This is a genomic window from Rhodopseudomonas palustris (genome assembly GCF_013415845.1).
GTDB classification, from domain to species: domain Bacteria; phylum Pseudomonadota; class Alphaproteobacteria; order Rhizobiales; family Xanthobacteraceae; genus Rhodopseudomonas; species Rhodopseudomonas palustris_F.
In genome coordinates, this window is sequence record NZ_CP058907.1 from 2,354,665 (window position 1) to 2,379,333 (window position 24,669).

The following is a 24,669-nucleotide window of genomic DNA, read 5'->3' on the forward strand; positions in this document are numbered from 1 at the left end:
GTTCCTGACCATCGCCCTCAGCGGCGTCGCGATTCTGATCGCGCTGGTTGTGGCCAAGGTGATCACCTGACCCTCCGCGATTGACATCGGCATCCGCCGTCCCTCAAGTGCAGCGAAACTGCAGCGGGACGGAACATGGCCGACGGATTGCGCAAGGGACTGACAGCTTACGGCGATTCAGGATTCTCGCTGTTCCTGCGCAAAGCCTTCATCAAGGCCATGGGCTATTCGGACGACGCGCTCGACCGGCCGATCGTCGGCATCACCAACACCCACAGCGACTACAATCCCTGCCACGGCAACGCGCCGCAGATCATCGAAGCGGTGAAGCGCGGTGTGATGCTGGCCGGCGCGATGCCGATGGTGTTTCCGACCATCTCGATCGCCGAGAGTTTTGCGCATCCGACCTCGATGTACTTGCGCAATCTGATGGCGATGGACACCGAGGAGATGATCCGCGCCCAGCCGATGGACGCGGTGGTGGTGATCGGCGGCTGCGACAAGACGCTGCCAGCACAAGTGATGGCGGCGGTGTCGGCCGATCTGCCGACGGTGGTGATCCCGGTCGGCCCGATGGTGGTTGGGCATCACAAGGGCGAGGTACTCGGCGCCTGCACCGACTGTAGGCGGCTGTGGGCGAAGTATCGCGCCGGCGAGATCGACGATGCCGAGATCGAAGCGGTCAACGGCCGGCTGGCGCCGTCTGTCGGCACCTGCATGGTGATGGGCACCGCGTCGACGATGGCCTGCATGATCGAGGCGATGGGGCTGTCGCTGCCGATGAGCGCGACGATCCCGGCGCCACATGCCGAACGGTTCCGCTCCGCCGAAGCCAGCGGACGTGTTGCCGCTGCGATGGCCAAGGCCAAGGGGCCGCGCCCGAGCGAGATCCTGACGCCGGCGGCGTTCCGCAACGCGCAGGTGGTGCTGCAGGCGATCGGCGGATCGACCAACGGGCTGATCCATCTCACCGCAATCGCCGGCCGTGTGCCGCACCGGATTGACCTCGACGAGTTCGACGCGATCGGCCGAAAGGTGCCGGTGCTGGTCGATCTCAAGCCGTCCGGCGCGCACTACATGGAGCATTTCCACCACGCCGGCGGCGTGCCGAAGCTGATGGCGCAGCTCGGTGATTTGATCGAACTTGACGCCAGCACCGTGACCGGCGTGGCGCTGCGTGAAGTGGTGGCGCAGGCCGAGGACGTGCTGGGGCAGGACGTGATCCGCTCGCGCGATAATCCGATCCGCGGCGAGGGCGGGCTCGCGGTGCTTCACGGCAACCTGGCGCCGCGCGGCGCGCTGATCAAACACGCCGCCGCATCGCCCGGCCTGCTGCAGCACACCGGCCGCGCGGTGGTGTTCGAGACGCTGGAGGACATGGCGCGGCGGATCGACGATCCCGATCTCGACGTTGCGGCCGACGACGTGCTGGTGCTGCGCAATGCCGGACCGAAGGGCGCGCCCGGGATGCCGGAGGCAGGCTATCTGCCGATCCCTCTGAAGCTGGCGCGGGCAGGGGTGAAGGACATGGTGCGGATCTCCGACGCCCGGATGAGCGGCACCGCGTTCGGCACCATCGTGCTGCACATCACGCCGGAGAGCGCCGAGGGCGGACCGCTGGCGCTGGTGCAGACCGGCGATCGCATCGCCCTTGATGTCGCCGCGCGCCGGATCGACCTGCTGGTCGACGACGCCGAGCTGACCCGCCGCCGCACCGCGCTGCCGGCGACCGCAGCGATCCGCCCGGCACGCGGCTATGCGCAGCTGTTCCATGACGCGGTGCTGCAAGCCGATGAAGGCTGCGACTTCGACTTTCTCACCGCGGCGGGGCGCGGAGGGTAGCACGTCACATCAGGTTGGCTTCGAGATCCTCCAGCATCTCAAGGGTTTCGAGGTCGCCATTGTCTTCGAGCAGCTCGCGCAGCGTCGGCAGGTAGTTGTGGAGGATGCGCAGGTCGTCGAGGCCCTGCTTGTCGCGCAGCTCGGCGCGCTTCTGGGCGAAGTAAGCCCAGAACGGATTCTCGGCGGCCTCCACATGGCGTTGCAGTCGCTGCATCACCCGCTCGGAGCGACCCTCCCAGTCGCAGTGTTGGAAGCTGACATAACGATCGAAGGAAGCTGACATTCTGGGCCTCAAAACGTAAGAACGCGGCTCAGATGCAACCGGTATGCCATGGCCGGCGAGTCGCGCCGGCCTGCGCCGAAGCGCCGCGGAAGTGAGGGAAGCTCCGGTTGGACGGCCCCGCGTAGTATTACGAGGATCAGAATTGGCCGGCCCTGGTCGGACGGCGCAGTGGCCTTCGGCGTTGTGTGAATTCAAATAAGCTGTTGATTTTATAATAGAATGACGTCCGGGAAGGCTGTAACCATCCGTTAACCATAACGGATCATGGTTCCCGTTCGAGGCCGCTTAAACTGCATTTAACTAAAACCCGCCTTAATCGCGCTCCTCTGTTCTGCCACATCTGTATGCGGTATCTTGGTTCGCCGCTGACCGATGGGGAAAAGTCGGGAAGCGAGCGAATGAGAGTCGGCACGGGGCGGCGATCGCTGTCCAACCAACGTGGGGCCCGCTACATGGGGTTTCGGAAATCGCTCGGCGCGATCGGTATCGCGCTGCCGGTGATCGGTTGCGTCTGGACGGTTTATGCCAACACCGTCGGCGCCAGCATCTATCCGACCGTCGGCTCGTGGCGTGACGATCAGAGCACCCGCTCCTCGATCGAACGCACCTCGTTCTCTGCCCGGTTCGAACCGCTCGCCGCCGCCGCTGAGGCCGCGCCGCAACTGATGGCCTCGCTGGCGCTGAAATCCGCCTTCAAGAGCCAAGAGGGCAAGGGCGTCAAAGTCGCCTCAGCCGATCCGACCGATGTTCCGGTCACTGCCAGCGTTCAGGCCTCCGAGCCCGCCAAGACCGGCCACCGCTATTACGCTCTGCTCGATCCTTCCTATTCGTTCGGCTTCCAGCCCGATCGGTTCAAACAGCCCGGACAGAATCGTCCCGCGGCGGCTGAGACCGAAGACGACGCCAAGGTCGGCGTCGCGCCGCCACCGTCGCCGGTGAAAGAAGCGATGAACGTGCCGCTGCCGCCGCAGCGCACCAAGTCGGTCGCTGCCGTCACCCCGCGCAATCCGTCGCGCAACCCCTTCAGCCACGAAGCCCTGGTCGCCCGTGCCAAATCGGCGATCCTGATGTCCGCGCAGAACCACAAGTCGAGCTTCTTCGAGAAGCTGTTCGGCAAGGTCGACAGCCCGGCGCTCGCTTACGCCTCGGCCGACACCAGCGACATGGACGTGGGTCAGGTTCGCGACAACGCCTTCAATCCCTCCGACGAAGATCGCTACACCGCTGTCTACGACATCACCGCCAAGATGGTGTACATGCCGGACGGCTCGAAGCTTGAGGCTCATTCCGGCCTCGGCGCCCGGATGGACGACCCGCGCCACGTCAGCGTGAAGATGCAGGGCGCCACCCCGCCGCACATCTACGACCTGAAGATGCGCGAGAAGCTGTTCCATGGTGTCGCGGCGATCCGCCTCACGCCGGTCGGCGGTGAGGACGTGATCTACGGTCGCACCGGTCTGCTGGCTCACACCTACATGCTCGGGCCGCGCGGCGACTCCAACGGTTGCGTTTCCTTCAAGGACTACAACGCGTTCCTGCAGGCGTTCAAACGTGGCGAGGTCAAGCGCCTCGTGGTCGTCGGCAACCTGACCTGATCAGCTAACCACCACGTCGCCGGGGCAGGCGCCGTACGCGGCGCGCCAAAGCCGTCTTGTCTCCACAATCCGTGAACGGTCCGGCCGGAACCAGTTGGCCGGGCTCGCACTTGGTCGATCAAAGGGAGATCGACCATGACCCCACGCCTGTCTGCTGCCGTGTTTGCGTTTACCGTCGCCGCGGGCGGCTCCGCCGTCGCGCAGGATCAGGGCACAGCCGCGCAGCGCGAGGCGTGTACGCCCGACGCCTTCCGCCTCTGTGGCCAATTCATTCCCGATGCGTCCAGGATCGAAAGCTGTCTGCGTGAGGCGGGGCCGCGGCTGAGCCCGGCCTGCTACGTGGTGTTCAATCCACCGAAGACCACCAACCAGCGACCGCTGCGCACGGTGCGCCGTCAGGCTCCCCAGGACTTCCAGCAGGCCGACGATGAGAGCAGCGTCGGACGCAACTTCGATCGCTGGTGACGTCAGGCTCGGTGTGGCCTCTGAAATGCGAAGAGGGCGGATGGAGATCCGCCCTCTGATGTTGTGGCGGAGCTATCGCTGCTGCCGCGTGGCATGGCTCGATCTGTCGATCAGCGGCAGACGCGGGTGGTGCGAACCACGTGATGGCCGTGCGGACCGCGGGTGACGACCTTCCGCACCGTGCAGTGCGGGCCACGGCGGATCACCCGCCGCCGCTCGACATAGCGCTGCGCAGAGACGTCGGTCATCGGAGCGGCGGCCAGCGGCTGCGAAGCCCGGGCGGGCGAGGCGGCAGAGGCGGGAGCACTGAGCACTCCGAGACCCAGAAACAGCGCAGCGGCGGCAGCAAAGGCAGTTGTCTTCACACGCGTTCTCCTTGTCGGCCTCGATGTCCAAGATGGCCGGTAGGCTGCAACGGCGAGCAAAGTGGTTGGTTCGACGGGCGCGACGCCTCGACGCAGTTCGGTGCGCCAGCCGACACAACTCAGAGCAAGACCCTGCGGCGGGAAAGGCTCCGGCGCCGCCGCCGGAGCTTTGAGCGCAGCCGCGCTTACTTGAGCCCGCCGGTGACATGCAGCGTCTCACCCGTGACGTAGGACGCGCCGTCGGAGGCGAGGAAGGCAACGACCGAAGCGATCTCGGCAGCCTCGCCGATGCGGCCGAGCGGGGTGATCGCTTCGACCTGCTTTCGCATCTCGCCGTCATGGAAGCCGGCAGCCTTGACGCCTTCGGTGACCACCATGCCGGGGTTGACCGCGTTGACGCGGATCTTGCGCGGCGCCAGTTCTTTCGCCAGCACCGCCGTGATCAGATCGACCGACGCCTTGGTGGCGCCGTAGACCGCGGTGTTTGGCATCGCGATCGTCGAAACGCCGGATGAGATATTGACGACGCTGCCACCGTCGTTGAACTGCCGCGCGGCCGCTTGCGTCACCAGCAGCAGCCCGAGCACGTTGACGTCGAATTGGCGATGGAAGTGCTCCGGCGTGATGTCATCGAGCGCGCCGAATTCATACACGCCGGCATTGTTGACCAACACGTCGATCGGACCGAACGCCGCGACGGTCGCGTCGACGATGGCCTGCGCCTCCTTGGGATCGGTGACGCTGCCGCCGACCGCGATCGCCTTGCCGCCTTGCGCGGTGATCTTGTCCACGACGTCGTCGGCGCCCTGTTTGCTGGAGGCGTAATTCACGGCGACCGCGGCGCCTTCGGCCGCGAGCTTCAGCGCGATCTCCGCGCCGATGCCCTTCGATGCGCCGGTCACCAGCGCCACTTTGCCTTGCAGTGTCTTGGTCATGATCGTTCTGTCCCTGATCGGAGGTCCGGCCACCGCTGACGGGGCCATTTGTTCAATAGTTCGGAAATATAGGACTATTGAACCAGATCAAGGGGGTGCCTATATCTTTTTCATGGTGCAGTTCGTTCATCCCGCACGCGAGGACATTTTGCTCGCCGGCGTGCTAGCCGCGCTGGCGGATCCGATGCGGCTGCGCATCGTCAAGGCGCTGCTTCAGGAAGGCGACTGCATGTCCTGCGCCGCGGCGGCGCCATGTCCGGACATTCCGAAGTCGACGTTGTCCAACCACTTCCGCGTGCTGCGCGAAGTCGGTTTGATCCGCACCACCAAGAAGGGCGTCGAACACCGCAACGTCGTGCGCGAAGCCGATATCAACGCGCGGTTTCCCGGGCTGCTCAAGGCGATCCTGAAACACGCGGACGAGTAGGGCTATCGATCGACGCGAGTCTATGAAGAGATCGAGGCGGGCTGCGATGTCGCTTCGATTCTGCGCCGCATGAATGCGATGAGTGATTCCGGGCAGCATTGCCGCACGAGCGTACGCAAACGCACGATGTGCGACGCGTATCACTGAGCGCGATTGCGCAGCACCGTTTCACACAGCGGCAAATCATGCGGCGCCTGAGGCAAACATCCACACAAATCCGCAGAAGACCTCTGCGACAGTCTGTAGCGGTAGGTATCTTGTTGCGTGATGGAACTCGCCCAATTAAACAAAAAAGAACATTCAAAAAGAACCGTTCACTGGGGGCTAAAATGGTGGTGCGCAACAAGATCATTTCCGAAGCGCTGCATAGCGCTTTCGCTCGTTGCACCAAGGCATCGCCGATCGTTGCGAAGATCGAAGGCCTGGACGCTTAGTCCGCCGCAGCTGGCCTCGACTCGAACGACACATTGCGCGGTCGAGCGAACGCTTAGCAGTTAGCTTCAACGCTTTTCCGGCATCCGGCTTCAACAGACCGCCTCGGTCTGAACGGCGAAGCTTTGTCGAAATGTCGCCGGCGGCCGAACGGCCGTCCTTCCGTTTGCTGACGGCGTCGCCCACGACGCCGTGTTGAGGCCGCAGCTCCTCCAGCGGCGTCACTCCGATCCGATCTCCCTCTTGTTCTTGGAAGTCACGATGAAAAAACAACTGCTGCTCACGACGTCGCTCGCGCCGCTTCTGGCGGTGGGTGTGCTCGGCAGTGCCCCGGCGCTGGCCGATTGCACGATCTCCGGCAATACGACCGGCCTCACTTGCAGCAGCGGCAGCATTTCCTCCAGTCCCAGCACGGCCGTTACGGTCGGCGACGGCGCCGGAGCCAACGGCAGCGTCACCCTCAGCGGCGCAGGAGCGAGCTGGACCGACACCAACGAGGTGAGCGTCGGCCGCGATGGCGGCGTCGGCAGTATCAATGTGTCGAACGGCGCCGCGTTGACCACCCGGCGGCTCGCGCTCTCCACCGGGAGCTGGGAAGCCGGCAGCGGCGGCAATGGCTCGCTGGTCGTGACCGGTCCGCAGACGGTGTGGACGAGCACCGGCGGCGTCGATATCGGCCGTACCGCGGGGGCGATCGGTAGCCTGACGGTTTCCAACGGTGCGGCTGCTTATATTCGCAACACCGGCATCTACACCGGCGCCGGCGCCGAGATCACCATCCGCGATGCCGGTACCCACGTCGAGATCGGCGATCCGAACAATTCGAGCGCTGCGGCCTGGCTGAGTCCTTCCGGCGGCACCGTCAACGTTCTGAACGGAGCCTATCTTTATGCCAGCGGCATCTACGTCGGCTCGGAGGGGAGTAATCTCACGACGATGAACATCTCGGGCCGCGGCACCGTCGTCGATACCCCTGTGCGCATCTATGTTGGCGGCCAGAACGGGTCCCGTAACGTCGATCCAATGAACGGCAACGGCATTTTGAACGTCACCGATGGCGCTGTGGTGACTTCGGGCACGGTCGGCGCCGGTATGGACCCGCTGTCGCAGGGCATCATCAACGTCTCTGGCAACGGCTCGCGGCTGTGGGCCAAGGCTGATTCAGCCCAGAACATCCTCGGCAATGTTTACGCCGGCTACAACGGCAACGGCACCGTCGTGGTGTCGAACGGCGCCGAGCTGAAGGCCGACAACGAGGTACGCATCGGCTACGACACGCAGGGCCAAGGCGTGCTGGCGATCGGCGCGGCGAGCGGGCAGGCGGCCGCTGCGCCAGGCACGATCACCGCGCCCCGCATCGTGTTCGGCAGCGGCACCGGTCAACTCGTCTTCAACCACACCTCGTCCAATTACACACTGGCGTCTGACATCGTCGGCAACGGCTCGATCAAGGCGATCGCCGGCCGTACCACGCTGACCGGAGACTCCTCGCAGTTCACCGGCACGATGGAGGTGAGCGGCGGCATTCTGACCATGACCGGCGTGATCGGCGCGGTGATGGCGGTTGAGAGCGGCGCAGTTCTGACGGGCTCCGGCACAGTCGGCGGCGTCAACGCCCAGACCGGTGCAACGGTCGCACCCGGCAACAGCCCTGGCACGCTGACGGTGACCGGCAACTACCAGCAGGCGGCCGGCTCGACCTACAATGCCGAACTGGTGCCCGGCAGCACGGTGTCGGATCGGATCGCCGTCGGCGGCACCGCGACGATCGCGCCCGGCGCGATCCTGAAGCTGACCAAGTATGGTGCTGCGCCTTACGCGCTCGATGCCCGTTACACGGTGCTGACCGCGGCCGGCGGCATCAACGGCACCTACATCCTCACTGGCGACACCAGCGTGTCGGCATTTTATTCGCTGATCGCCAGCTACGATCCGAACAACGTCTATCTGCAGTCGGTGCAGACGCGCGGCTTCACGGACGCGGCGCTGACCGCCAACCAGCGCGCCACCGCGGGCGTGCTGCAGACGATGGCGAACGGCGGCGGTCTGCGCGCTGGAGTCGCGGCATCGCCGACCGACACTGCGGCGCGGGTGGCGTTCGATCAGCTTTCCGGCGAGGCCTTCGCCTCCACCAAGACGGCGCTGCTGGACGACAGCCGGTTCGTGCGCGAAGCGACCTCGCAGCAGGTGCAGTCCGCGCTGCGCGGTCCCGACACGGCGGTGTGGGCGCGCGCTTATGGCTCGTGGGCGAAGGCCGATGGCAACGGCAATGCCGCGGATGTGCGGCGCAATGCGGGCGGCGTGCTGTTCGGTGCCGATGGCGAGTTGTTTAACGCGCTGCGGCTCGGCGTGGTCGGCGGCTACGGCTCGACCTCGGTCAGTCTCGACGGCGGGCGTGGCTCGGTGTCGGGCGACACCTACAGCGTCGGCGTCTATGGCGGCCGGGCCTGGAACGCGCTGGCGCTCAGCTTCGGCGCCAATCACGCCTGGCATAATCTGTCGTCGAGCCGCACCGTGGCGCTGACTGGCTTCTCCGATCGGCTGACCGCGGACTACAACGCCCGCACCACGCAGGTCTATGGCGACGTCGGCTACACGATCGAACTCGGCCGCGCCGCGCTGCAGCCGTTCGCCGGCCTGGCTTACGTCAACCTCGACACCTCGAGCTTGACCGAGCGGGGCGGGGCGGCGGCGCTCCGCAGCGCCGGCGACAATGTCGACGCCACGTTCTCGACTCTCGGCCTCCGCGCCAATGGCGCGCTGACGCTCGGCACCACGGCCGTGACCGCAAGCGGCATGGTCGGCTGGCGGCATACAATGAACAGCGTGATCCCGACCGTCACCAACGCGTTTTCGACCGGCAACGCCTTCACGGTGTCGGGCATCCCACTGGCGAAGGACGTCGCGGTGTTCGAAGCTGGCCTCGGCACCGCGCTCAATCCGAGCACCGCGCTCAGCGTCAACTACTCCGGCCAGGTCGGCTCCAGCATTTCCGATCACGGCGTCCGCGCGAATTTGCGCGTCACGTTCTGAGCTGACAACGCGGCCGCCGGATGAGCGATCGTCCGGCGGCAGCCGCACCTCGGTGCTTCAGGTCATCCCGCAGCAGCGTTTGTACTTCTTGCCCGAGCCGCAGGGACAGGGGTCGTTGCGGCCGACTTTGCGTGCTGCTGAGGGCGGTCCCCATTCGATCTCGCGCGACGCCGGGTCATGGGCGATACGCCAGCGGTTCAGCGTCAGGATCCAGCCGGCGATCTGGTCGGAGTTCGGCGCAGTGATCGCAGGGCGGTCGCTTGGCTGACTGTCCGCGTCGGCGTCCGCCTCGGCGTCGGCGATCTCGATCAGATCGAGCAGCCCGTCGAACGCGGCCGCTGTCGCTTCGTCGGCATCGTCCAGGCGGCTCCACGCCTCGGGCCGCAGGTCGGTCGCTGCCGCGAAGCCGTCGATCCAGACCTGCCACACCAATTCGCCGCTGTCGGGATCGACCGGCAGCAGCGGCTGGTAGCGCTCGGGGTGGTCCGACAGCGTACGGGCGACGGAATTGTAGTACTGCACGATCAGTGCGAACACGCGGCTGGCGTGCGCGGGATCGGTCAGCGGCGAGGCGTCGTTACCGACGTGCCAGACCGTCGGCAGCCAGTCGCCGGGCTTGATCGGTTCGGGACACAGCAGTAGGCCGGCAACGAAGCCGTCGAGCTCTTCGACCAGCATGGCGTCGGGGCCGAGCGCCTCCAGCGCGTCGTCGAGTCTGTCGAGATAGTTTGCTGATTTGGCCATGGGCGGGTTCGCTCGGGCGGTGGAGAGAGTGAGCGCCCTCTGTAGCGCAGATCGCGCGATGGTGCTCGCTCTTAGAAAGTAATGCGCCAATCCTCGAGATCGTCATGCCGTGACGCGAGCGAAAGCTCGCGGGCCTTGAATCCATATCCGCAGAGCTTCGTGATCGAGAACGGCGGAGCAACGGCCGTGCTTCATCGCGCGTTCCGCGATGGATTCCGGGCTTGCGCTACGCGCCCCCCGGAATGACCAACGAGAGCCTTTGCGGCCCCGCTTGCGCCAACAAAAAAGCCCGGCGTTTCCGCCGGGCTTCGTTGTCTGTAGCGATGGTGATTTCGCTTAGAAATCCATGCCGCCCATGCCGCCGCCCGGGGGCATGCCGCCGGCGCCGGCGCCACCCTTCTTGGGCAGTTCGGCGATCATCGCTTCGGTGGTGATCAGCAGCGCGGCCACCGAGGCGGCGTTCTGGATTGCGGTGCGGACCACCTTGGTCGGGTCGATGATGCCCTTCTTGACCAGGTCGCCGTATTCGCCCGACTGCGAGTCGAAGCCGAACGCGTACTGCTCCTTCTCGAGCACCTTGCCGACGATCACCGAGCCGTCTTCGCCGGCGTTGATGGCGATCTGGCGGGCCGGGGCGGAGAGGGCGCGGCGCACGATCTCGACGCCGGTCTTCTGGTCGTCGTTCTTGGTCTTGAGGCCCTTGAGCTGCTCGGAGGCGCGCAGCAGCGCGACGCCGCCGCCCGGGACGATGCCTTCTTCGACCGCGGCGCGGGTGGCGTGCATCGCGTCGTCAACGCGATCCTTGCGCTCCTTCACCTCGACCTCGGTCGCGCCGCCGACGCGGATCACCGCGACGCCGCCGGCGAGCTTGGCCAGACGCTCTTGCAGCTTCTCGCGGTCGTAGTCCGAGGTGGTCTCCTCGATCTGCGCCTTGATCTGCGCGACGCGGGCCTCGATGTCGGCCTTCTTGCCGGCGCCGTTGACGATCGTGGTGTTTTCCTTGTCGATCATCACCTTCTTGGCGCGACCCAGCATCTGCAGGGTGACGTTCTCCATCTTGATGCCGAGGTCTTCCGAGATCGCCTGGCCGCCGGTCAGGATCGCGATGTCCTGCAGCATGGCCTTGCGGCGATCACCGAAGCCCGGCGCCTTGACGGCCGCGACCTTGAGGCCGCCGCGCAGACGGTTGACGACGAGGGTGGCGAGAGCTTCGCCTTCGACGTCTTCCGCAACGATCACCAGCGGCTTGCCGGTCTGCACCACCGCCTCGAGCAGCGGCAGCAGCTCGTTGAGGTTGGAGAGCTTCTTCTCGTTGATCAGGATGTAGGCGTCGTCGAATTCGACGCGCATCTTGTCGGCGTTGGTGACGAAGTAGGGCGAGATGTAGCCGCGGTCGAACTGCATGCCCTCGACGACGTCGAGTTCGGTTTCCAGCGACTTGGCTTCCTCGACGGTGATGACACCCTCGTTGCCGACCTTCTTCATCGCGTCGGCGAGGAACTTGCCGATCTCGGCGTCACCGTTGGCCGAGATGGTGCCGACCTGGGCGATCTCGTCGTTCGAGGTGACCTTCTTGGAGTTCTTGACGAGGTCGGCGACGACGGCTTCCACCGCCAGATCGATACCGCGCTTCAGATCCATCGGGTTCATGCCGGCGGCAACCGCCTTGGCGCCTTCGCGGACGATCGCCTGGGCCAGCACGGTCGCGGTGGTGGTGCCGTCACCCGCGGCGTCGGCCGACTTCGAGGCGACTTCGCGCACCATCTGCGCGCCCATGTTCTCGAACTTGTCGTCGAGCTCGATGTCCTTGGCGACGGTGACGCCGTCCTTGGTGATGCGCGGCGCGCCGAACGACTTGTCGAGGACGACGTTGCGGCCCTTCGGACCCAGCGTGACCTTCACGGCATTGGCGAGAATGTCCACGCCACGCAGCATGCGGTCGCGGGCGTCGACGCCGAATTTGACTTCTTTAGCGGACATAAGAGGTTTCCCTTGGGTTGGATCGTTGTGTCCTCATCCCGAGGAGCCGACCGAACCCGAGGGGGCAAGGGCGGCGTCTCGAAGGGCGAGGCGATGAACGTGGACGATGCTCACCCTTCAAGATGCCGGCTGCGCCGGCGCCTCTGGGTGAGGGCGAGGCGAAGCCTTAGGCCGCCTTCTTCTTGGCGCCGACGTCAGTGATGACGCCCATGATGTCGCTTTCCTTCATGATCAGCAGCTCTTTGCCGTCGATCTTGACCTCGGTGCCGCTCCACTTGCCGAACAGCACGCGGTCGCCGACCTTCAGGTCGATCGGGATCAGCTTACCGGCTTCGTCGCGGCCACCCGGGCCGACGGCGACGATCTCGCCCTGCGAGGGCTTTTCCTTGGCCGTGTCAGGAATGATGATACCGCCAGCGGTCTTCTCTTCGGCGTCGATGCGCTTGACCACGACGCGGTCGTGAAGCGGACGGAAGTTCATGCAAGTCCTCCTAAGTTTCTGAATTGTCTCAGAAAATTGAAATTGGCAGTCGCGAGCGAAGAGTGCCAGCGCGACACCGACGAGATAAGCGAGGGATTTTGGGGAGACAAGGGCTGCGCGCGAAATTTTTGGCACTCGCACGGAACATCTGCCAATCACCGTGAACGAGGATGCGGCAGGGATCAAGCCTTGCTTCGCGGTAGCTTCGCGAAGGCCTGTTAGCACTTACTTTAAGTCGCTGCCAACGCTGACTTTTTCTGCATTTGCTATCGATTTTGCACTTGAGATGCCCAGCCCGGTTGCGTCACATTTTCAGTTGCGCGTTGGTCGCCAAGTGGAGACCGGAACCGGCCATCGCGGGGACAGCAGACTGAAGGACGGCATTCCCACGCAATTCCGGTCGCCACTGTTGCGGAATGGCTCGTTCGGGAAGGAGGATTTATGGTCGAACGAGGTGCAGTTTCTGAAGACTTCAAGAAGCAGGTGCTCGGCTACGGTCTGACGACGGCCGAGATTCTCTATCGCCGCCCCGACCGGCAGTGGCTGCTGCAGAGCTACACGTGGCAGGACTACGACCTCGCACCCGATTTCCCCGCTCTGAACGACTTTCTCAGTTTCTGGAAGACGAAGCTGGAAGGGCCGCTGTTCGCCGTCACCGTCGCGCATTCCAAGCTGATCAAGCCGGCCGAACTGCGCGCCATCGACGGCGTCTTCAGACTGCACTGAACTAGCTATTGCCGGTCGGCGTCACTTCGTCGGCCGGCAACGGATAAGTGGACCGTTGCCTCGCGTCGCGTTCGTCGCGGCAGAGCGACACGTTGAGGGCGGTCCACATTGCATTGCCCGACGTGAATGGTGAGCAGGGATCGACTGCATAATGGCAGCGATATGGTGGCGCTGTTCCGAGCTACCGAGACTGGTTGTCGCGATCTTGGTGGGCCTGGAAAAAGTGATCGCAGCTCAAAAGCTCAGGTCATCACCCCCACCACCGCGCCCATCAGGCAGGTGGTGAGCGTGCCGGACACGATCGAGCGCAGGCCGAGTGCGGCGATCTCTTCGCGGCGCTCGGGGGCCATTGCGGTGAGGCCGCCGAGCATGATGCCGAGGCTGCCGAAATTGGCGAAGCCGCACATCGCGTACAGCATAATCAGCTTCGAGCGCGGGTCGAGTGCATCGGCCGGCAGTTTTGCCAGTTCGACATAGGCGATCAGTTCGTTGAGGACGGTCTTGATCCCCATCAGCGAACCGGCGGTGACCGCCTGATCCCATGGCAGGCCGAGCAGCCAGCACACCGGCGCCATCAGATAACCGAGCAGCCGTTGCAGCGTGATCGCCTCGCCGCCGACGTGCGGCAGCAGGCCGAGCACGGCGTTGCCGAGATACACCAGCGCCACCAGCACGATGAGCATCGCGATGATGTTGAGCAGCAGTTCGAGGCCGGCCGCGGTCCCCTTGACGATCGCATCCATGCTGCTGACCGCGATCTGACCGGGGTCGGCGAGCTCGCCGCCGGTGGCGCGCGCTTCGGTCTCCGGCACCATGATCAGGCTGACCAGGATCGCGGCCGGTGCGCCAAGCACCGATGCGATGACGAAATGCGCGGCGGCGTCGGGTAGCACCGGAGCCAGCAGCGTGGCGTACAGCACCAGCACGGTACCGGCGATGCCGGCCATGCCGCCGGTCATCACTAGGAACAGTTCGCTGCGGGTGAGCTGCGCCAGATAAGGGCGGATGAAGAGCGGCGCTTCGACCATGCCGAGAAACACGTTGGCGGCGGTCGAGAGCCCGACCGCGCCGCCGACGCCGAGCGTGCGCTTCAGCAGCCAAGCCATGGCGCGCACCACCGGCGGCAGGATCCGCCAGTAAAACAACAACGTGGTCAGCACGCTCATCACCAGCACCACTGGCAGCGCCTGAAACGCGAGGATGAAATTGGCCCCCGGCGCCTTAATGTCGAACGGTGCCGGCGCGCCGCCGAGATACCCGAACGCGAACGAGGTGCCGGCCCGGCTCGCCGCCGAGATCACGCCGACCGCATCATTGATCGCTCCGAACGCCTGGGCTGCGCCGGGCAGCTTCAGCATCGCCACCGCGGTCAGAAGCGTGATGCCGAGCCCGATCGCGACCTGCCGCACCGACACACGGTCGCGATTCTCGCCGAACGCCCACGCGAGCATCAGCAGCGCGAATACGCCGAATCCGGATTGCAGTTGAAGCATGTCGTCCCCCGAGCCGAAGCCGATGGGTAGGCCAGGGCAGGGCGCGCTGGCAAGTCGACTAAAGCGCGGCCCGCCGCGGCTTGGCCGTCATCGCGGCTTCGTCGTGGGCGGCGACAGTGCGGCCGTACAGGTTGTGCTAGACAAGTCCGACACCTCGGACTTCGCGATATTGGGTTGGACATGAGCGAGCGGATTATCGTCACCTATCAGGTCGCGGCGGCGCCGGCGGAGATCGCCGCGCGGGCCGAGGCGCTTGCGATCGAGCAGAGCGTCGAATGTCCGCTGGCGGCGGTGACGGAGCGGCAGATCCGCGAAGAGATCGTCGGGCGGGTCGAGGCCATTGCACCGATAGGCGAGACGCGCTTTTCGGTGCGAGTCAGCCTGGCGAGCGCGACTGCGCCGGCCGAGCCTGGGCAGTTGCTCAACATGCTGTTCGGCAACAGCTCGATCCAACCCGACGTCACGCTGGCCGATGTCGAACTGCCGCCGGCCTATCCGGCCGCCTTCGGCGGGCCGAAGCTCGGCATCTCCGGTCTCCGCGCCAAGCTCGGCGCGCCGCGGCGGGCGCTAACCGGGTCTGCACTGAAGCCGCAAGGGTTGGCGCCGGAGGCGCTGGCGGGCCTCGCGCATCGGCTGGCGCTCGGCGGCGTCGATCTGATCAAGGACGACCACGGCATTGCCGATCAGGCGTTCAGCCCGTTCGCGGCGCGCGTGCCGGCGGTGGCGCGTGCGATGCGTGAGGCCTGCGCCGTCCGCGGCGCCGCGATGCTGTACGCGCCGCACGTCTCCGGTTCGCTCGACGACATGCGACGGCAGCTCGACGTCGTCCGCCGCGAAGGCCTGTCGACGGTGATGCTGATGCCGATGATCGTCGGGCTGGCCAATTTCCACGTGATTGCGAAGGAGGCCGAGGGGCTGATCGTGCTGGCGCATCCGTCGCTGGCCGGTGCGCAACGGATTGTTCCGGATCTGCTGCTCGGCAAGCTGTTCAGGCTGCTGGGCGCCGACGCGACGATCTTCCCGCATCATGGCGGCCGGTTCGCCTATACGCCGGAAACCTGCCGCGCGCTGGCGGATGCCGCGCGGCGCGATTGGCACGATCTGAAGCCGTGCCTGCCGGTTCCGGCCGGCGGCATCGCGATTGATCGCATCAAAGAACTGCTGGCATTTTATGGGACCGATGTGATGCTGCTGATCGGCGGCAGCCTGCTGGCGGCCGGCGAGCAACTGACCGAGCACGCGGCGCGGTTCACCGCGGAGGTGGCAAGCCATGGCCAATGACAACGCAGCAACGCCGCATCCGGCTGCGGGCGAACGAGTTGGGGTCCGCGCGCAGACCGCGCCGGGTCGCTGGGACGGCGTCGCGGTAATGCCGTACAAGCAGACCGCCGAGGCGCCGTTTCAGGACGTCTCCCGCCAGCTGCTGTTTGCGGATCCGAACCTTGCCTGCGAGTGGCGCTATTTCGAGGTCGACGAGGGCGGCTATTCGACGCTGGAGCGTCACGCCCATGTGCATGCGGTGATGATCCATCGCGGGCATGGACGGTGCCTGGTCGGCGAGACGATCAGCGATGTCGCGCAAGGCGATCTGGTCTTCATCCCGCCGATGACCTGGCATCAATTCCGCGCCAATCGCGGCGACTGCCTCGGCTTTCTCTGTGTCGTCAACGCCGCCCGCGATCGGCCGCAACTGCCGACGGCGGACGATCTTGCGGAGCTGCGCAAGGACGAGCGGATCGCCGACTTCATTCGCACCGGCGGAGAGTAGCTGCGGGTCAGCGCGGCGCGATTTCGACTGTGACGGTGTGGCGCTGCGCCGGAGCCTGGTTCTCCCAGTCGCGCAAGTAATCGAACACCGCGGTGGCGGAACCTTCCTTGCGCGCGATGATGCGGAACGACCGGGTGCCGGGGACACCGACCATCGGCTGGTGCACCACATCCCCGCCGCCCTGGCGGTACCCGGCGTCGGAGATCTCGATCAGGTCGAGATTGCGGCTCGCTTTGGTGTCGAGATGCCAGCGATAGCCGGTCGACGGATTCTCTTTCAGGCTGAAGCTGGCTTCGCCACCGACCGCGAGGCGCAATGTCTCGGCGGTGTCGTCGGCCCGCGGTGGCGCGACGCCTGCGATCAGGACCGTGCCGGCCAGCAGCCCGAGCAGTCCCAGTGCCCGAACGGTTTTGAACGATTCCCGCATCTGCGCCCCCGGAATGAGGTTCCCGTTGCCCATATCCTTATCAATTCATTAACCCAGCAAATGCAACGATCCAACAGATCGTGAAGGGGGCTTCCATGCGGATCGGAAGTGCCGCGTCATACCATAATGACGTCGCCGTGCTGCAATTGCTGTCACGGTCCACCTCATCGTCCGGGAAGGCGGCCGCCGCGTCCTCAGGCGGCGCGGGTTCGGGCGGATGGGATCCCGCCGGGTCCAGCAATGCCGCTTCGTCGCTGCTGACCTACACGGCGGCCGGCACGTTGTCCGGCAGCGCCGGCACCGTCTCCCTGCTCAAGACCATGGCGGCGTCGAGCACGTTTGCGAATGCCGCCAAGGGCGTGGTCGACGATCAGGTTCGCGCGCTGGTGCGGGACGGCAAGATCGCGACCTTGCCGCCGCCCAAAGATTTCGATCCGTCGAACCTCAGCACCGCCGAGCAGAACATCTATCACGTGGTGCAGGGACTGCAGAGCCTGTACGACATTCAGCCGAAGACGCTCGACGAAGCGCTGGCCAACCACGTCAAGACCATCGTGGACACCTATCCGGAGATGATCGCCCGGATGAAGGATGGCCTCGCCAGCGGTACGCTGCCGGAAAGCGACGGCTGGAAGGACGTCATCGCCAAGTCCGAGGCCGACCTCGAGGCCGCGCAGCAGGGGCGGATGAAGATCACCGCCGTCGACGACCCCAAGCTGGTGCAGACCACCAACGAGTTCACCGTCAGGTTCGACGGCATCGGCTGGAGCGGTAGCGGTACCAAGACGACGGCCAATATCCCGGCGCTGCAGGAATTGACTGGCTCCAAGAATGTGTGGGCCGGCGGCGGTCCTTACACCAACAACTATGTGATCAGCTGGTAATCGTGCTGCGAACGCGGCGTCAGCCGCGTCCGACAAACGGCATCTTGGTCGCCATCACCGTCATGAACAGCACGTTGGCGTCGAGCGGCAGGCCGGCCATGTAGGCCACCGCATCGCCGACCGCCTTGGCATCCATCCGCGGCTCGGCGATGGTGCGGCCGTCAGGCTGCGGCACGCCTTGCACCATGCGATCGGTCATCGGGGTGGCGGCATTGCCGATGTCGATCTGGCCGACCGCGATGTCGTAGGCGCGGCCGTCGAGATTGCTGGCCTTGGTCAGGCCGCTGATGGCGTGCTTGGTGGCGGTGTAGGCGGCCGAGAACGGCCGCGGCGCGTGCGCCGAGATCGAGCCGTTGTTGATGATGCGGCCGCCCCGCGGGGTCTGATCCTTCATGATCCGGAACGCGTGCTGGGTGCACAGGAACGGCGCGGTGAGGTTGGTCGTCACCACCGCCTGCCACTGTTCAAGCGGCAGATCCTCGAACGGCACCGGCGGCGCGCCGATGCCGGCGTTGTTGAACAGCACGTCGAGCCGGCCGTAGCGCTGCACGATGGTGTCGAACAGCGCGGCGATCGACGCCGGATCGGCCATGTCGGCGACCACCGGCAGGCTGACGCCGAACTCGGCGCCGAGCTTCTGGGTCTCCTGCAGCAGTTCCAGCCGGCGCCCGGCCAGCACCACGGTGAAGCCTGCCTGCATCAGCGCCAGCGCCGCGGCACGGCCGACACCGGTCCCTGCGCCCGTGACGAGGGCGATCTTGGTGGTGGCGTTCGCCATGGTGGTCCTCCCTGTGTTTTGGTGTTCGCGCGTTACAGTCTGCGCTGCATGTAGCACGCTTCGGCGTCGTAGCTCTTCAGCTTGGCGTCGAGCGCTGGATCGGCGAGACGGGCGAAGCCCTGCCGCTGCCAGAACTGCACCGTTCCGGACAGCGCCACAAGCGTGATGTTGTCGGCGATGCCGGCCGCATGGCGCACCAGCTCTCTGATCACCGCAGAAGCCGCGCCGCCGCCGCGCGCTTCCGGCAGCAGCGCGATGTCGTGCAGATAATAGGTCGAGGCCGGCAGAGGGACGCTGCCGAGCAGCGCGTTCAAGGCGGGCGGCTGTTTGAGGTGCCACGGGTGGCTGATCAGATAGCCGCCGAGGCCTGGTGCAGTGTCGAGAACCAAGCAACCGCCCGGATGCAGTGCCAGTCGCTCGGCGAATACCGCGGCGTCTTCAGGATAGGCCGCATGTACCACCGCGGCGATCGCGTTGACGGCAGAAAGGTCGGCGGGCGTCATGCCGCGCCAGGTGGCGGTCTTCACAATCATGATCTTTCGCTCGATGCCTCACGCCTGATCCTTGTAGGGCGGGCGCGGGATGTTCTTGTGGGCGGCCCGGAGTGCGGCGGACCAGCGCGAGCGGAGGTCGTGGAAGTAGGGCTCGCCGGCCTCGATGCGGTGGTTGAGGTCGGCGTCACAGACGTCGGTGCGCACCACCAGCACGTCGATCGGCAGGCCGACGCCGAGGTTGGAGCGCATCGTCGAATCCATCGAGATCAGGCTGGTCTTCAGCGCCTCGTAAAGCTCGACGTCGAAGGTGATGGCGCGGTCCAGTACCGGCTTGCCGTATTTGTGCTCGCCGATCTGCAGGTAGGGCGTGTCGATGGTGCATTCGATGAAATTGCCGGCCGGGTAGATCATGAACAGGCGCATCCGCTCGCCCCTGATCTGGCCGCCGAACAGGAACGACACTTCGTAGTTGATGTCTTCGGCTTTCAGCGCCTGGGCTTCGGTGGCGTTGACGTGGCGGATCGCGCGGCCGATCAGCTGCGCCGCTTGAAACATGCTGGAGGCGCTGATCAGGGTCTCGCGCTCGCCGGTCTCGGCATTTTCGAGACCTTCGGTCAGGGTCGACAGCACCGACTGGCTGATCGACAGATTGCCGGCGCTCGCCACCGCCAGGATACGGTCGCCAGGCTTGCTGAAAACGTGCAGCTTGCGGAAGGTCGAGATGTTGTCGAGCCCGGCATTGGTGCGGGTGTCTGCGACCATCACCAGGCCCTCGCGCACCAGAACTCCACAGCAATAGGTCATCTCGTCCTCGAATACACAGGTGACAGGAAATACGACGGCACGAAGCGTCGATCGGCTGCGGGACACTAGAGCATTTCCGGTTCTGATAGAATCAGAACCGGAAATGCTCCAGTTGTTTGTCTTGACGCGTTTTCTTCACGCGAACCGGTTTCGACTTCGCTCGAAAACGCTCTAATCCATCCGCGCCGGCGGCCAGCCCCCGAAGGCGCAGGCTATTGCGACTGAAACTGCCGGCCGGCCTGATCGACCTTCACCGACACCGTCAGCGTCTCGAGTCCGCCGCCGTAGCGGGTGCCGCGCACAGGGGCGGCGCCGAGATAGTCGAGCCCGATCGCGACGCGGGCGTGGGCGTCGGTGGTGCAGATGCCGTTGGCCGGATCGAACCCGACCCAGCCGAGCCCCGGCACATGGGCTTCGGCCCAGGCGTGCCCGGCTGGCTGATGCACCACGCCGTCGGCGCGCAGGAAGTGCCCGGACACGAACCGGGCCGGCACGCCGCCGGCGCGGGCGCAGGCGATGAACACATGCGCGTAGTCCTGGCAGACGCCGCGGCGCAGCGCGAAGGCTTCGGCCGCCGTGGTGCCGGAATGGGTCGGGTCATCGTCGAAGGTGATGTGCTTGTTGATCGCCGTCATCAGCGCGTGCAGGAAGCCTATCGTATCGCCGCTGCCGTCGCCGCGCAGGTCGCGCGCCAGCGCCTGCATCGGCGGCGCGAGGTCGGTCAGCTCGGTCGGGCGCAGAAACAGTTGCGGCGGAAACCGCTCGTCGGTGCCTTTCAGCACGCCGCCGGTGTCGGAGGTCTCGATCAGCCCGTCCGCGGTGATGGTGAGATCTTCGGTGGCGCCGACCGTCAGCACATGGGTGATGTTGCCGAACGCGTCGTAATGCATGTCCAGCCGGGTGTCGGAGGAGATGTCGATCTGCCATTCGGCGACGTACTGCCCGTCGTGGCTGCTCGGCGTCATCCGCAGCACCTGGATCACGCCGGTGGCGGGCGGCTCGTAGCGATAGTTGGTGGTGTGCGTGATGCGCAGGCGCATGGCGTCCAGAGTCCGGTTGCGGCGGCGGGCAGGGCGCGCCTGTGCTCGATCAGATAAGATACTGCTTGGCGACGATTTCGCCGAGCCGACTGTTGTCGGCGATGAATTCCTGAACGAATTCGTGAACGCCGCGCTGGAAGATGTCGTCCATGTTGGAGTGTTCCAGCCGGTTGCGGATGGCGCGGGCGTGGCGTTGGGCCGGGCCCTGGCGGCCATAGTCGACGCCGATCTGGTCGAGGTTGCGCACCAGATTGCCGTAGCACGAGGCCAGCGACCGCGGCAGGCTGTCGTTGAGGATCAGCAGGTCGGCGATCAGCCATGGCTTCAGCGTCTCGCGATACACCCAGTGATAGGCGGTCAGGGCCGACACCGAGCGCAGGATCGACGACCACTGATAGTAGTCGAGCGGGCCGCCGACGTGCTCCTCTTCGGGCAGCAGCAGGTGATATTTGACGTCGAGAATCCGCGCGGTGTTGTCGGCGCGCTCCAGATGCACGCCGAGCCGCGAGAACCAATAGGCGTCGTTTCGCAGCATGGTGCGATAGGCCGAGCCGTCGAACCGCAGCGACGTCTCCTGCACGAAGCGCAGGAACTGCGTTAGCTGCTCGCGGGTCTTGGCGCCCTTGCTCCAGTTTTCCTGCAGTTCGATCCAGGCCGAGTTGATGGTGTCCCACATCGCGCCCGTCAGCGCGGTGCGCACTGAGCGTGCGTTCAATCGCGCCGCCTCGATGCAGTTGCGGATCGACGACGGATTCGAGGTCGACATCGACAGGAATTCGACGACGTTGGGCTCGTTGGCCTCGTCATACTGCGCATAGAAGCTGGCGCTGACGCCGGCGGTGAGCAGCGCCGAATCCCATTCATTGCCCTGGCCCGAATAGGTGTTCGGCAGGGCGGTGACGCGCAGCGTCGCCTCGATGGTCCGCGCCAGATATTCGGCGCGCTCGACATAACGGGACAGCCAGAACAGGTTTTCAGCGGTACGGGACAGCATGGCGGTTCATTCCGAGGACTGCGTCATTCCGGGGCGGGAGCGCAAGCGAGCGAGCCCGGAATTCATAACCCCTGCCGGGAGTATGGATTCCGGGACTGCGCCCCGCTGGGGCGCATCCCGGAATGACGACCGGGGGGTTGGCAAGGACAGGTTACTCATCCAGCACCCAGGTATCCTTGGTGCCGCCGCCCTGGCTGGAATTCACCACCAGCGAGCCTTCCTGCAGCGCGACTCGGGTTAGGCCGCCGGGCACCACGGTGATGCGGTCGCGGCCGGTGAGCACGAACGGGCGCAGGTCGACGTGGCGCGGGGCGAGACCGGCTTCAGTGCAGGTCGGGCAGGTGGAGAGTGCCAGCGTCGGTTGGGCGATGAAGCCCTCCGGCTCGCGCTTCAGCTTCTCGCGGAACGCTTCGATCGTCGCCTTGGTGGCGGTGGGGCCGATCAGCATGCCGTAGCCGCCGGAACCGTGCACTTCCTTGACCACCAGCTCGGACAGATGGTCGAGCACATAGGCTAGGTCGCTCGGCTCGCGGCAGCGCCAGGTCGGGACGTTCTTCAGGATCGGTTCTTCGTCCAGATAGAACTTCACGATGTCCGGCATGTAGCTGTACACCGCCTTGTCGTCGGCGATGCCGGTGCCGACCGCGTTGGCCAGCGTGACGTTGCCGGCCCGATAGGCCGACATCAGCCCGGGCACGCCGAGCACCGAATCCGGGCGGAAGGTGAGAGGATCGATGAAGTCGTCGTCGACCCGGCGATAGATCACGTCGACCCGCTTCAGCCCCTCGGTGGTGCGCATGAACACCTCGTCGTTCTTGACGACGAGGTCGCGGCCTTCGACCAGTTCGATGCCGAGCTTGTCGGCGAGGAACGAGTGCTCGTAATAGGCCGAGTTGAAGACGCCCGGCGTCATCAGCGCCACGGTCGGTTCCGACGACGAATGTGTGGGAGCCACCGAGCGCAGTGCGGTCAAAAGCTCATCCGGATAGCGTTCGACCGGCGCAATGCGGTGCCGCGCGAACAGATCCGGAAACAGCCGCATCATGATCTCGCGGTTTTCCAGCATATACGAGACGCCCGACGGCGTCCGCGCATTGTCCTCCAGCACGTAAAAATGCTCGTCGTCGACCCGGACGATATCGATCCCGGCGATATGGACGTAGACGTCGTGCGGCACCGCCTGGCCGTTCATCTCCGGGCGGAACACCGGGTTCTGGAAGATCAGGTCGTCGGGGATGACGCCGGCGCGCAGGATGTCGCGGCCGTGATAGATGTCGCGCAGGAACATGTTGAGCGCGCGGACGCGCTGCTTCAGCCCGAGTTCCATCCGCGCCCATTCCTGTGCCGACAGAATGCGCGGGATGACGTCGAACGGGATCAGCCGCTCTTGCGCCTCGGCGTCGCCGTACACCGCGAAGGTGATGCCGATGCGGCGAAACAGCAGCTCGGCTTCCTGGCGTCGATGGGTGAGGGCTTCGGGCGGCGTTTCGCCGAGCCAGCGGGACAATTCCTGATAGGCCGCGCGAACATCGCCGCCGGGGCCGTTCATTTCATCAAACGCAACTGCCATGAAACCAGTCTGATTCCTCACAATGCTGCGTAGAGTGCAGCATGGAACACAGCAGTAGCAAGGGGCGGGCCAGCACGATATGGAAGGAGTGGATGGTTTTTGACCGCGGGTTCACAATGTTGCCCGCAATTCAGGCGGCGTCTTGCTCAATTCAGTGGCAGGCGTCTTCGGAACGGGCAAGCACTTGTCGCCGGCACGTCGCAGCGGGGAAACGGAAGCATTCATGAGCGAGATCGTCACGGCGGGTATCCTGGTGATCGGCGACGAGATTCTGTCGGGCCGGACCAAGGACAAGAACATCGGCTTCATCGCCGAGTACCTGACCAACATCGCGATCGATTTGCGCGAGGTGCGCGTGGTGGCCGACGATGAGGCCGCGATCGTCGAGGCGCTGGACGCGTTGCGCAGCCGCTACACCTACGTCTTCACCACCGGCGGCATCGGGCCGACCCATGACGACATCACCGCCGACTGCGTCGCCAAGGCGTTCGGCGTCGGGATCGACTATCACCCCGAGGTGGTGGCGCGGTTCCGCGAACGGTTCTCCGAAGCCGAGCTCAATGAGGCGCGGCTACGGATGGCGCGGATTCCGGAGGGCGCCGAGCTGATCCAGAGCGCGACCATCATCGCGCCCGGTTTCAAGATCGGCAATGTCATCGTGATGGCCGGCGTGCCGTCGATCATGCAGGCGATGATGGACATCGTCGCGCCGCGGCTGAAGTCCGGCGTCCGGATGTTGTCGGAGACGGTGAAGGCGAATGCGCGCGAGGGCGACATCGGCGGCCCGTTGCGCGAGATCGCCGCTGCGCATCCGGATACGATGATCGGGAGCTATCCGTTCCTCGACGAGGAGCGCAAACCGAACACCAATCTGGTGGTGCGCTCGCGCGATCCGGAAAAGCTGCAGCAGGCGATGACCGCCGTGAAGCAGATGCTGGCGGGCCTGCAGGCCGTGAAGTGAACCAAGGCAAGTAGTTTTGGTCATTGCGGGGAGCGGAGCGAAACAATCCAGAAGCACGTGCACCGTGGCTCTGGATTGCTTTGCGGAGCCTGTGCCCGGACGGCGCAAGCGCCGATCGGGCTGCTTGCAATGACGAATAGTCGGAGTG

General features: G+C 65.3%; 24 protein-coding genes. 10 read left to right on the forward strand and 14 right to left on the reverse strand.

From position 1 onward, the window contains the following. The first annotated feature begins 135 nt into the window (after positions 1-135). Complete coding sequence (locus HZF03_RS10770; protein ID WP_119018786.1) at positions 136-1,842, forward strand: IlvD/Edd family dehydratase; 1,707 nt, start codon at positions 136-138, stop codon at positions 1,840-1,842. Between the two features lie 4 nt (positions 1,843-1,846). Here the strand turns inward: HZF03_RS10770 and cowN are convergent, their stop codons facing one another. Then, positions 1,847-2,125 (reverse strand): N(2)-fixation sustaining protein CowN, encoded by a 279-nt coding sequence (gene cowN, locus HZF03_RS10775; RefSeq protein ID WP_011157711.1) that lies wholly within the window; start codon positions 2,123-2,125, stop codon positions 1,847-1,849. 398 nt (positions 2,126-2,523) lie between these two features. On the opposite strand from cowN, the gene HZF03_RS10780 reads away from it, so the two are divergent. After that, positions 2,524-3,720 carry a DUF2778 domain-containing protein gene (locus HZF03_RS10780; protein ID WP_012495717.1) on the forward strand — a complete coding sequence of 399 codons (1,197 nt, stop codon included), beginning with the start codon at positions 2,524-2,526 and terminating at the stop codon, positions 3,718-3,720. Between the two features lie 135 nt (positions 3,721-3,855). Next, the gene (locus tag HZF03_RS10785) at positions 3,856-4,185 is read left to right on the forward strand and encodes a hypothetical protein (RefSeq protein ID WP_011157713.1); all 330 of its coding nucleotides are present in this window, start codon (positions 3,856-3,858) and stop codon (positions 4,183-4,185) included. A gap of 110 nt (positions 4,186-4,295) precedes the next feature. Here the strand turns inward: HZF03_RS10785 and HZF03_RS10790 are convergent, their stop codons facing one another. After that, positions 4,296-4,550 (reverse strand): hypothetical protein, encoded by a 255-nt coding sequence (locus tag HZF03_RS10790; protein WP_119018785.1) that lies wholly within the window; start codon positions 4,548-4,550, stop codon positions 4,296-4,298. A 185-nt stretch (positions 4,551-4,735) separates the two neighbouring features. Continuing rightward, entirely contained in the window at positions 4,736-5,485 is a 750-nt protein-coding gene (locus tag HZF03_RS10795) for an SDR family NAD(P)-dependent oxidoreductase (protein WP_119018784.1), read from the reverse strand. A gap of 112 nt (positions 5,486-5,597) precedes the next feature. On the opposite strand from HZF03_RS10795, the gene HZF03_RS10800 reads away from it, so the two are divergent. Both HZF03_RS10800 and HZF03_RS10805 read left to right on the forward strand, forming a co-directional pair. Beyond that, positions 5,598-5,912 carry an ArsR/SmtB family transcription factor gene (locus HZF03_RS10800; RefSeq protein WP_119018783.1) on the forward strand — a complete coding sequence of 105 codons (315 nt, stop codon included), beginning with the start codon at positions 5,598-5,600 and terminating at the stop codon, positions 5,910-5,912. Between the two features lie 693 nt (positions 5,913-6,605). Further along, positions 6,606-9,377, forward strand: a complete 2,772-nt coding sequence (locus HZF03_RS10805) for an autotransporter outer membrane beta-barrel domain-containing protein (RefSeq protein ID WP_234832258.1) — start codon at positions 6,606-6,608, stop codon at positions 9,375-9,377. Positions 9,378-9,434: 57 nt separating this feature from the next. Here the strand turns inward: HZF03_RS10805 and HZF03_RS10810 are convergent, their stop codons facing one another. The 3 genes from HZF03_RS10810 to groES all read right to left on the reverse strand — a co-directional run bounded on the left by HZF03_RS10810 (position 9,435) and on the right by groES (position 12,582). Further along, entirely contained in the window at positions 9,435-10,121 is a 687-nt protein-coding gene (locus HZF03_RS10810; protein ID WP_119018781.1) for a UPF0149 family protein, read from the reverse strand. A 336-nt stretch (positions 10,122-10,457) separates the two neighbouring features. Continuing rightward, on the reverse strand, positions 10,458-12,101 hold the full coding sequence (gene groL, locus HZF03_RS10815) for a chaperonin GroEL (RefSeq protein ID WP_011157719.1): 1,644 nt from the start codon (positions 12,099-12,101) through the stop codon (positions 10,458-10,460). Between the two features lie 166 nt (positions 12,102-12,267). Then, complete coding sequence (groES, locus tag HZF03_RS10820; protein WP_011157720.1) at positions 12,268-12,582, reverse strand: co-chaperone GroES; 315 nt, start codon at positions 12,580-12,582, stop codon at positions 12,268-12,270. Positions 12,583-13,023: 441 nt separating this feature from the next. Here groES and HZF03_RS10825 point away from each other — a divergent pair, with 441 nt between their 5' ends. Continuing rightward, complete coding sequence (locus tag HZF03_RS10825) at positions 13,024-13,308, forward strand: usg protein (RefSeq protein ID WP_119018780.1); 285 nt, start codon at positions 13,024-13,026, stop codon at positions 13,306-13,308. 242 nt (positions 13,309-13,550) lie between these two features. On the opposite strand, the gene HZF03_RS10830 is transcribed toward HZF03_RS10825, so the two are convergent. Beyond that, positions 13,551-14,801: a NupC/NupG family nucleoside CNT transporter gene (locus HZF03_RS10830; protein ID WP_119018779.1), complete on the reverse strand. Its 1,251-nt coding sequence runs from the start codon at positions 14,799-14,801 to the stop codon at positions 13,551-13,553. Positions 14,802-14,981: 180 nt separating this feature from the next. Here HZF03_RS10830 and HZF03_RS10835 point away from each other — a divergent pair, with 180 nt between their 5' ends. Together HZF03_RS10835 and HZF03_RS10840 are read left to right on the forward strand one after the other, a co-directional pair. Beyond that, positions 14,982-16,082 (forward strand): RuBisCO large subunit C-terminal-like domain-containing protein, encoded by a 1,101-nt coding sequence (locus HZF03_RS10835; RefSeq protein ID WP_119018778.1) that lies wholly within the window; start codon positions 14,982-14,984, stop codon positions 16,080-16,082. After that, positions 16,072-16,569: a cupin domain-containing protein gene (locus HZF03_RS10840; RefSeq protein ID WP_119018777.1), complete on the forward strand. Its 498-nt coding sequence runs from the start codon at positions 16,072-16,074 to the stop codon at positions 16,567-16,569. Before HZF03_RS10835 ends, HZF03_RS10840 begins: the two co-directional genes overlap by 11 nt. 7 nt (positions 16,570-16,576) lie before the next feature. On the opposite strand, the gene HZF03_RS10845 is transcribed toward HZF03_RS10840, so the two are convergent. Next, a complete protein-coding gene (locus HZF03_RS10845; protein ID WP_119018832.1) occupies positions 16,577-16,996 on the reverse strand; it encodes a protease inhibitor I42 family protein in 420 nt (139 codons plus the stop codon). A gap of 95 nt (positions 16,997-17,091) precedes the next feature. On the opposite strand from HZF03_RS10845, the gene HZF03_RS10850 reads away from it, so the two are divergent. Then, the gene (locus HZF03_RS10850; RefSeq protein ID WP_119018776.1) at positions 17,092-17,880 is read left to right on the forward strand and encodes a hypothetical protein; all 789 of its coding nucleotides are present in this window, start codon (positions 17,092-17,094) and stop codon (positions 17,878-17,880) included. A 19-nt stretch (positions 17,881-17,899) separates the two neighbouring features. On the opposite strand, the gene HZF03_RS10855 is transcribed toward HZF03_RS10850, so the two are convergent. From HZF03_RS10855 to HZF03_RS10880, 6 genes are all read right to left on the reverse strand, one after another. Next, the gene (locus HZF03_RS10855) at positions 17,900-18,658 is read right to left on the reverse strand and encodes an SDR family oxidoreductase (protein WP_119018775.1); all 759 of its coding nucleotides are present in this window, start codon (positions 18,656-18,658) and stop codon (positions 17,900-17,902) included. 32 nt (positions 18,659-18,690) lie between these two features. Then, positions 18,691-19,191, reverse strand: a complete 501-nt coding sequence (locus HZF03_RS10860) for a GNAT family N-acetyltransferase (RefSeq protein ID WP_119018774.1) — start codon at positions 19,189-19,191, stop codon at positions 18,691-18,693. A gap of 18 nt (positions 19,192-19,209) precedes the next feature. Further along, positions 19,210-19,956: a proteasome-type protease gene (locus HZF03_RS10865; protein ID WP_011157729.1), complete on the reverse strand. Its 747-nt coding sequence runs from the start codon at positions 19,954-19,956 to the stop codon at positions 19,210-19,212. Between the two features lie 212 nt (positions 19,957-20,168). Further along, on the reverse strand, positions 20,169-20,996 hold the full coding sequence (locus tag HZF03_RS10870) for a transglutaminase family protein (RefSeq protein ID WP_011157730.1): 828 nt from the start codon (positions 20,994-20,996) through the stop codon (positions 20,169-20,171). A gap of 49 nt (positions 20,997-21,045) precedes the next feature. Next, entirely contained in the window at positions 21,046-21,990 is a 945-nt protein-coding gene (locus HZF03_RS10875; RefSeq protein WP_011157731.1) for an alpha-E domain-containing protein, read from the reverse strand. A 151-nt stretch (positions 21,991-22,141) separates the two neighbouring features. After that, positions 22,142-23,560 (reverse strand): circularly permuted type 2 ATP-grasp protein, encoded by a 1,419-nt coding sequence (locus HZF03_RS10880; protein ID WP_011157732.1) that lies wholly within the window; start codon positions 23,558-23,560, stop codon positions 22,142-22,144. A 223-nt stretch (positions 23,561-23,783) separates the two neighbouring features. Between HZF03_RS10880 and HZF03_RS10885 the strand changes: the two genes are divergently transcribed. After that, positions 23,784-24,521, forward strand: a complete 738-nt coding sequence (locus HZF03_RS10885) for a competence/damage-inducible protein A (RefSeq protein WP_119018773.1) — start codon at positions 23,784-23,786, stop codon at positions 24,519-24,521. Positions 24,522-24,669: the final 148 nt, after the last annotated feature.

What these genes read in the sequence shown, in the direction of transcription:
- HZF03_RS10770 (WP_119018786.1), top strand. Translation starts at nt 136, where the DNA reads ATGGCCGACGGATTGCGCAAGGGACTGACAGCTTACGGCGATTCAGGA.
- cowN (WP_011157711.1), bottom strand. Translation starts at nt 2,125, where the DNA reads ATGTCAGCTTCCTTCGATCGTTATGTCAGCTTCCAACACTGCGACTGG.
- HZF03_RS10780 (WP_012495717.1), top strand. Translation starts at nt 2,524, where the DNA reads ATGAGAGTCGGCACGGGGCGGCGATCGCTGTCCAACCAACGTGGGGCC.
- HZF03_RS10785 (WP_011157713.1), top strand. Translation starts at nt 3,856, where the DNA reads ATGACCCCACGCCTGTCTGCTGCCGTGTTTGCGTTTACCGTCGCCGCG.
- HZF03_RS10795 (WP_119018784.1), bottom strand. Translation starts at nt 5,485, where the DNA reads ATGACCAAGACACTGCAAGGCAAAGTGGCGCTGGTGACCGGCGCATCG.
- HZF03_RS10800 (WP_119018783.1), top strand. Translation starts at nt 5,598, where the DNA reads ATGGTGCAGTTCGTTCATCCCGCACGCGAGGACATTTTGCTCGCCGGC.
- HZF03_RS10805 (WP_234832258.1), top strand. Translation starts at nt 6,606, where the DNA reads ATGAAAAAACAACTGCTGCTCACGACGTCGCTCGCGCCGCTTCTGGCG.
- HZF03_RS10810 (WP_119018781.1), bottom strand. Translation starts at nt 10,121, where the DNA reads ATGGCCAAATCAGCAAACTATCTCGACAGACTCGACGACGCGCTGGAG.
- groL (WP_011157719.1), bottom strand. Translation starts at nt 12,101, where the DNA reads ATGTCCGCTAAAGAAGTCAAATTCGGCGTCGACGCCCGCGACCGCATG.
- groES (WP_011157720.1), bottom strand. Translation starts at nt 12,582, where the DNA reads ATGAACTTCCGTCCGCTTCACGACCGCGTCGTGGTCAAGCGCATCGAC.
- HZF03_RS10825 (WP_119018780.1), top strand. Translation starts at nt 13,024, where the DNA reads ATGGTCGAACGAGGTGCAGTTTCTGAAGACTTCAAGAAGCAGGTGCTC.
- HZF03_RS10830 (WP_119018779.1), bottom strand. Translation starts at nt 14,801, where the DNA reads ATGCTTCAACTGCAATCCGGATTCGGCGTATTCGCGCTGCTGATGCTC.
- HZF03_RS10835 (WP_119018778.1), top strand. Translation starts at nt 14,982, where the DNA reads ATGAGCGAGCGGATTATCGTCACCTATCAGGTCGCGGCGGCGCCGGCG.
- HZF03_RS10840 (WP_119018777.1), top strand. Translation starts at nt 16,072, where the DNA reads ATGGCCAATGACAACGCAGCAACGCCGCATCCGGCTGCGGGCGAACGA.
- HZF03_RS10845 (WP_119018832.1), bottom strand. Translation starts at nt 16,996, where the DNA reads ATGCGGGAATCGTTCAAAACCGTTCGGGCACTGGGACTGCTCGGGCTG.
- HZF03_RS10850 (WP_119018776.1), top strand. Translation starts at nt 17,092, where the DNA reads ATGCGGATCGGAAGTGCCGCGTCATACCATAATGACGTCGCCGTGCTG.
- HZF03_RS10855 (WP_119018775.1), bottom strand. Translation starts at nt 18,658, where the DNA reads ATGGCGAACGCCACCACCAAGATCGCCCTCGTCACGGGCGCAGGGACC.
- HZF03_RS10860 (WP_119018774.1), bottom strand. Translation starts at nt 19,191, where the DNA reads ATGATTGTGAAGACCGCCACCTGGCGCGGCATGACGCCCGCCGACCTT.
- HZF03_RS10865 (WP_011157729.1), bottom strand. Translation starts at nt 19,956, where the DNA reads ATGACCTATTGCTGTGGAGTTCTGGTGCGCGAGGGCCTGGTGATGGTC.
- HZF03_RS10870 (WP_011157730.1), bottom strand. Translation starts at nt 20,996, where the DNA reads ATGCGCCTGCGCATCACGCACACCACCAACTATCGCTACGAGCCGCCC.
- HZF03_RS10875 (WP_011157731.1), bottom strand. Translation starts at nt 21,990, where the DNA reads ATGCTGTCCCGTACCGCTGAAAACCTGTTCTGGCTGTCCCGTTATGTC.
- HZF03_RS10880 (WP_011157732.1), bottom strand. Translation starts at nt 23,560, where the DNA reads ATGGCAGTTGCGTTTGATGAAATGAACGGCCCCGGCGGCGATGTTCGC.
- HZF03_RS10885 (WP_119018773.1), top strand. Translation starts at nt 23,784, where the DNA reads ATGAGCGAGATCGTCACGGCGGGTATCCTGGTGATCGGCGACGAGATT.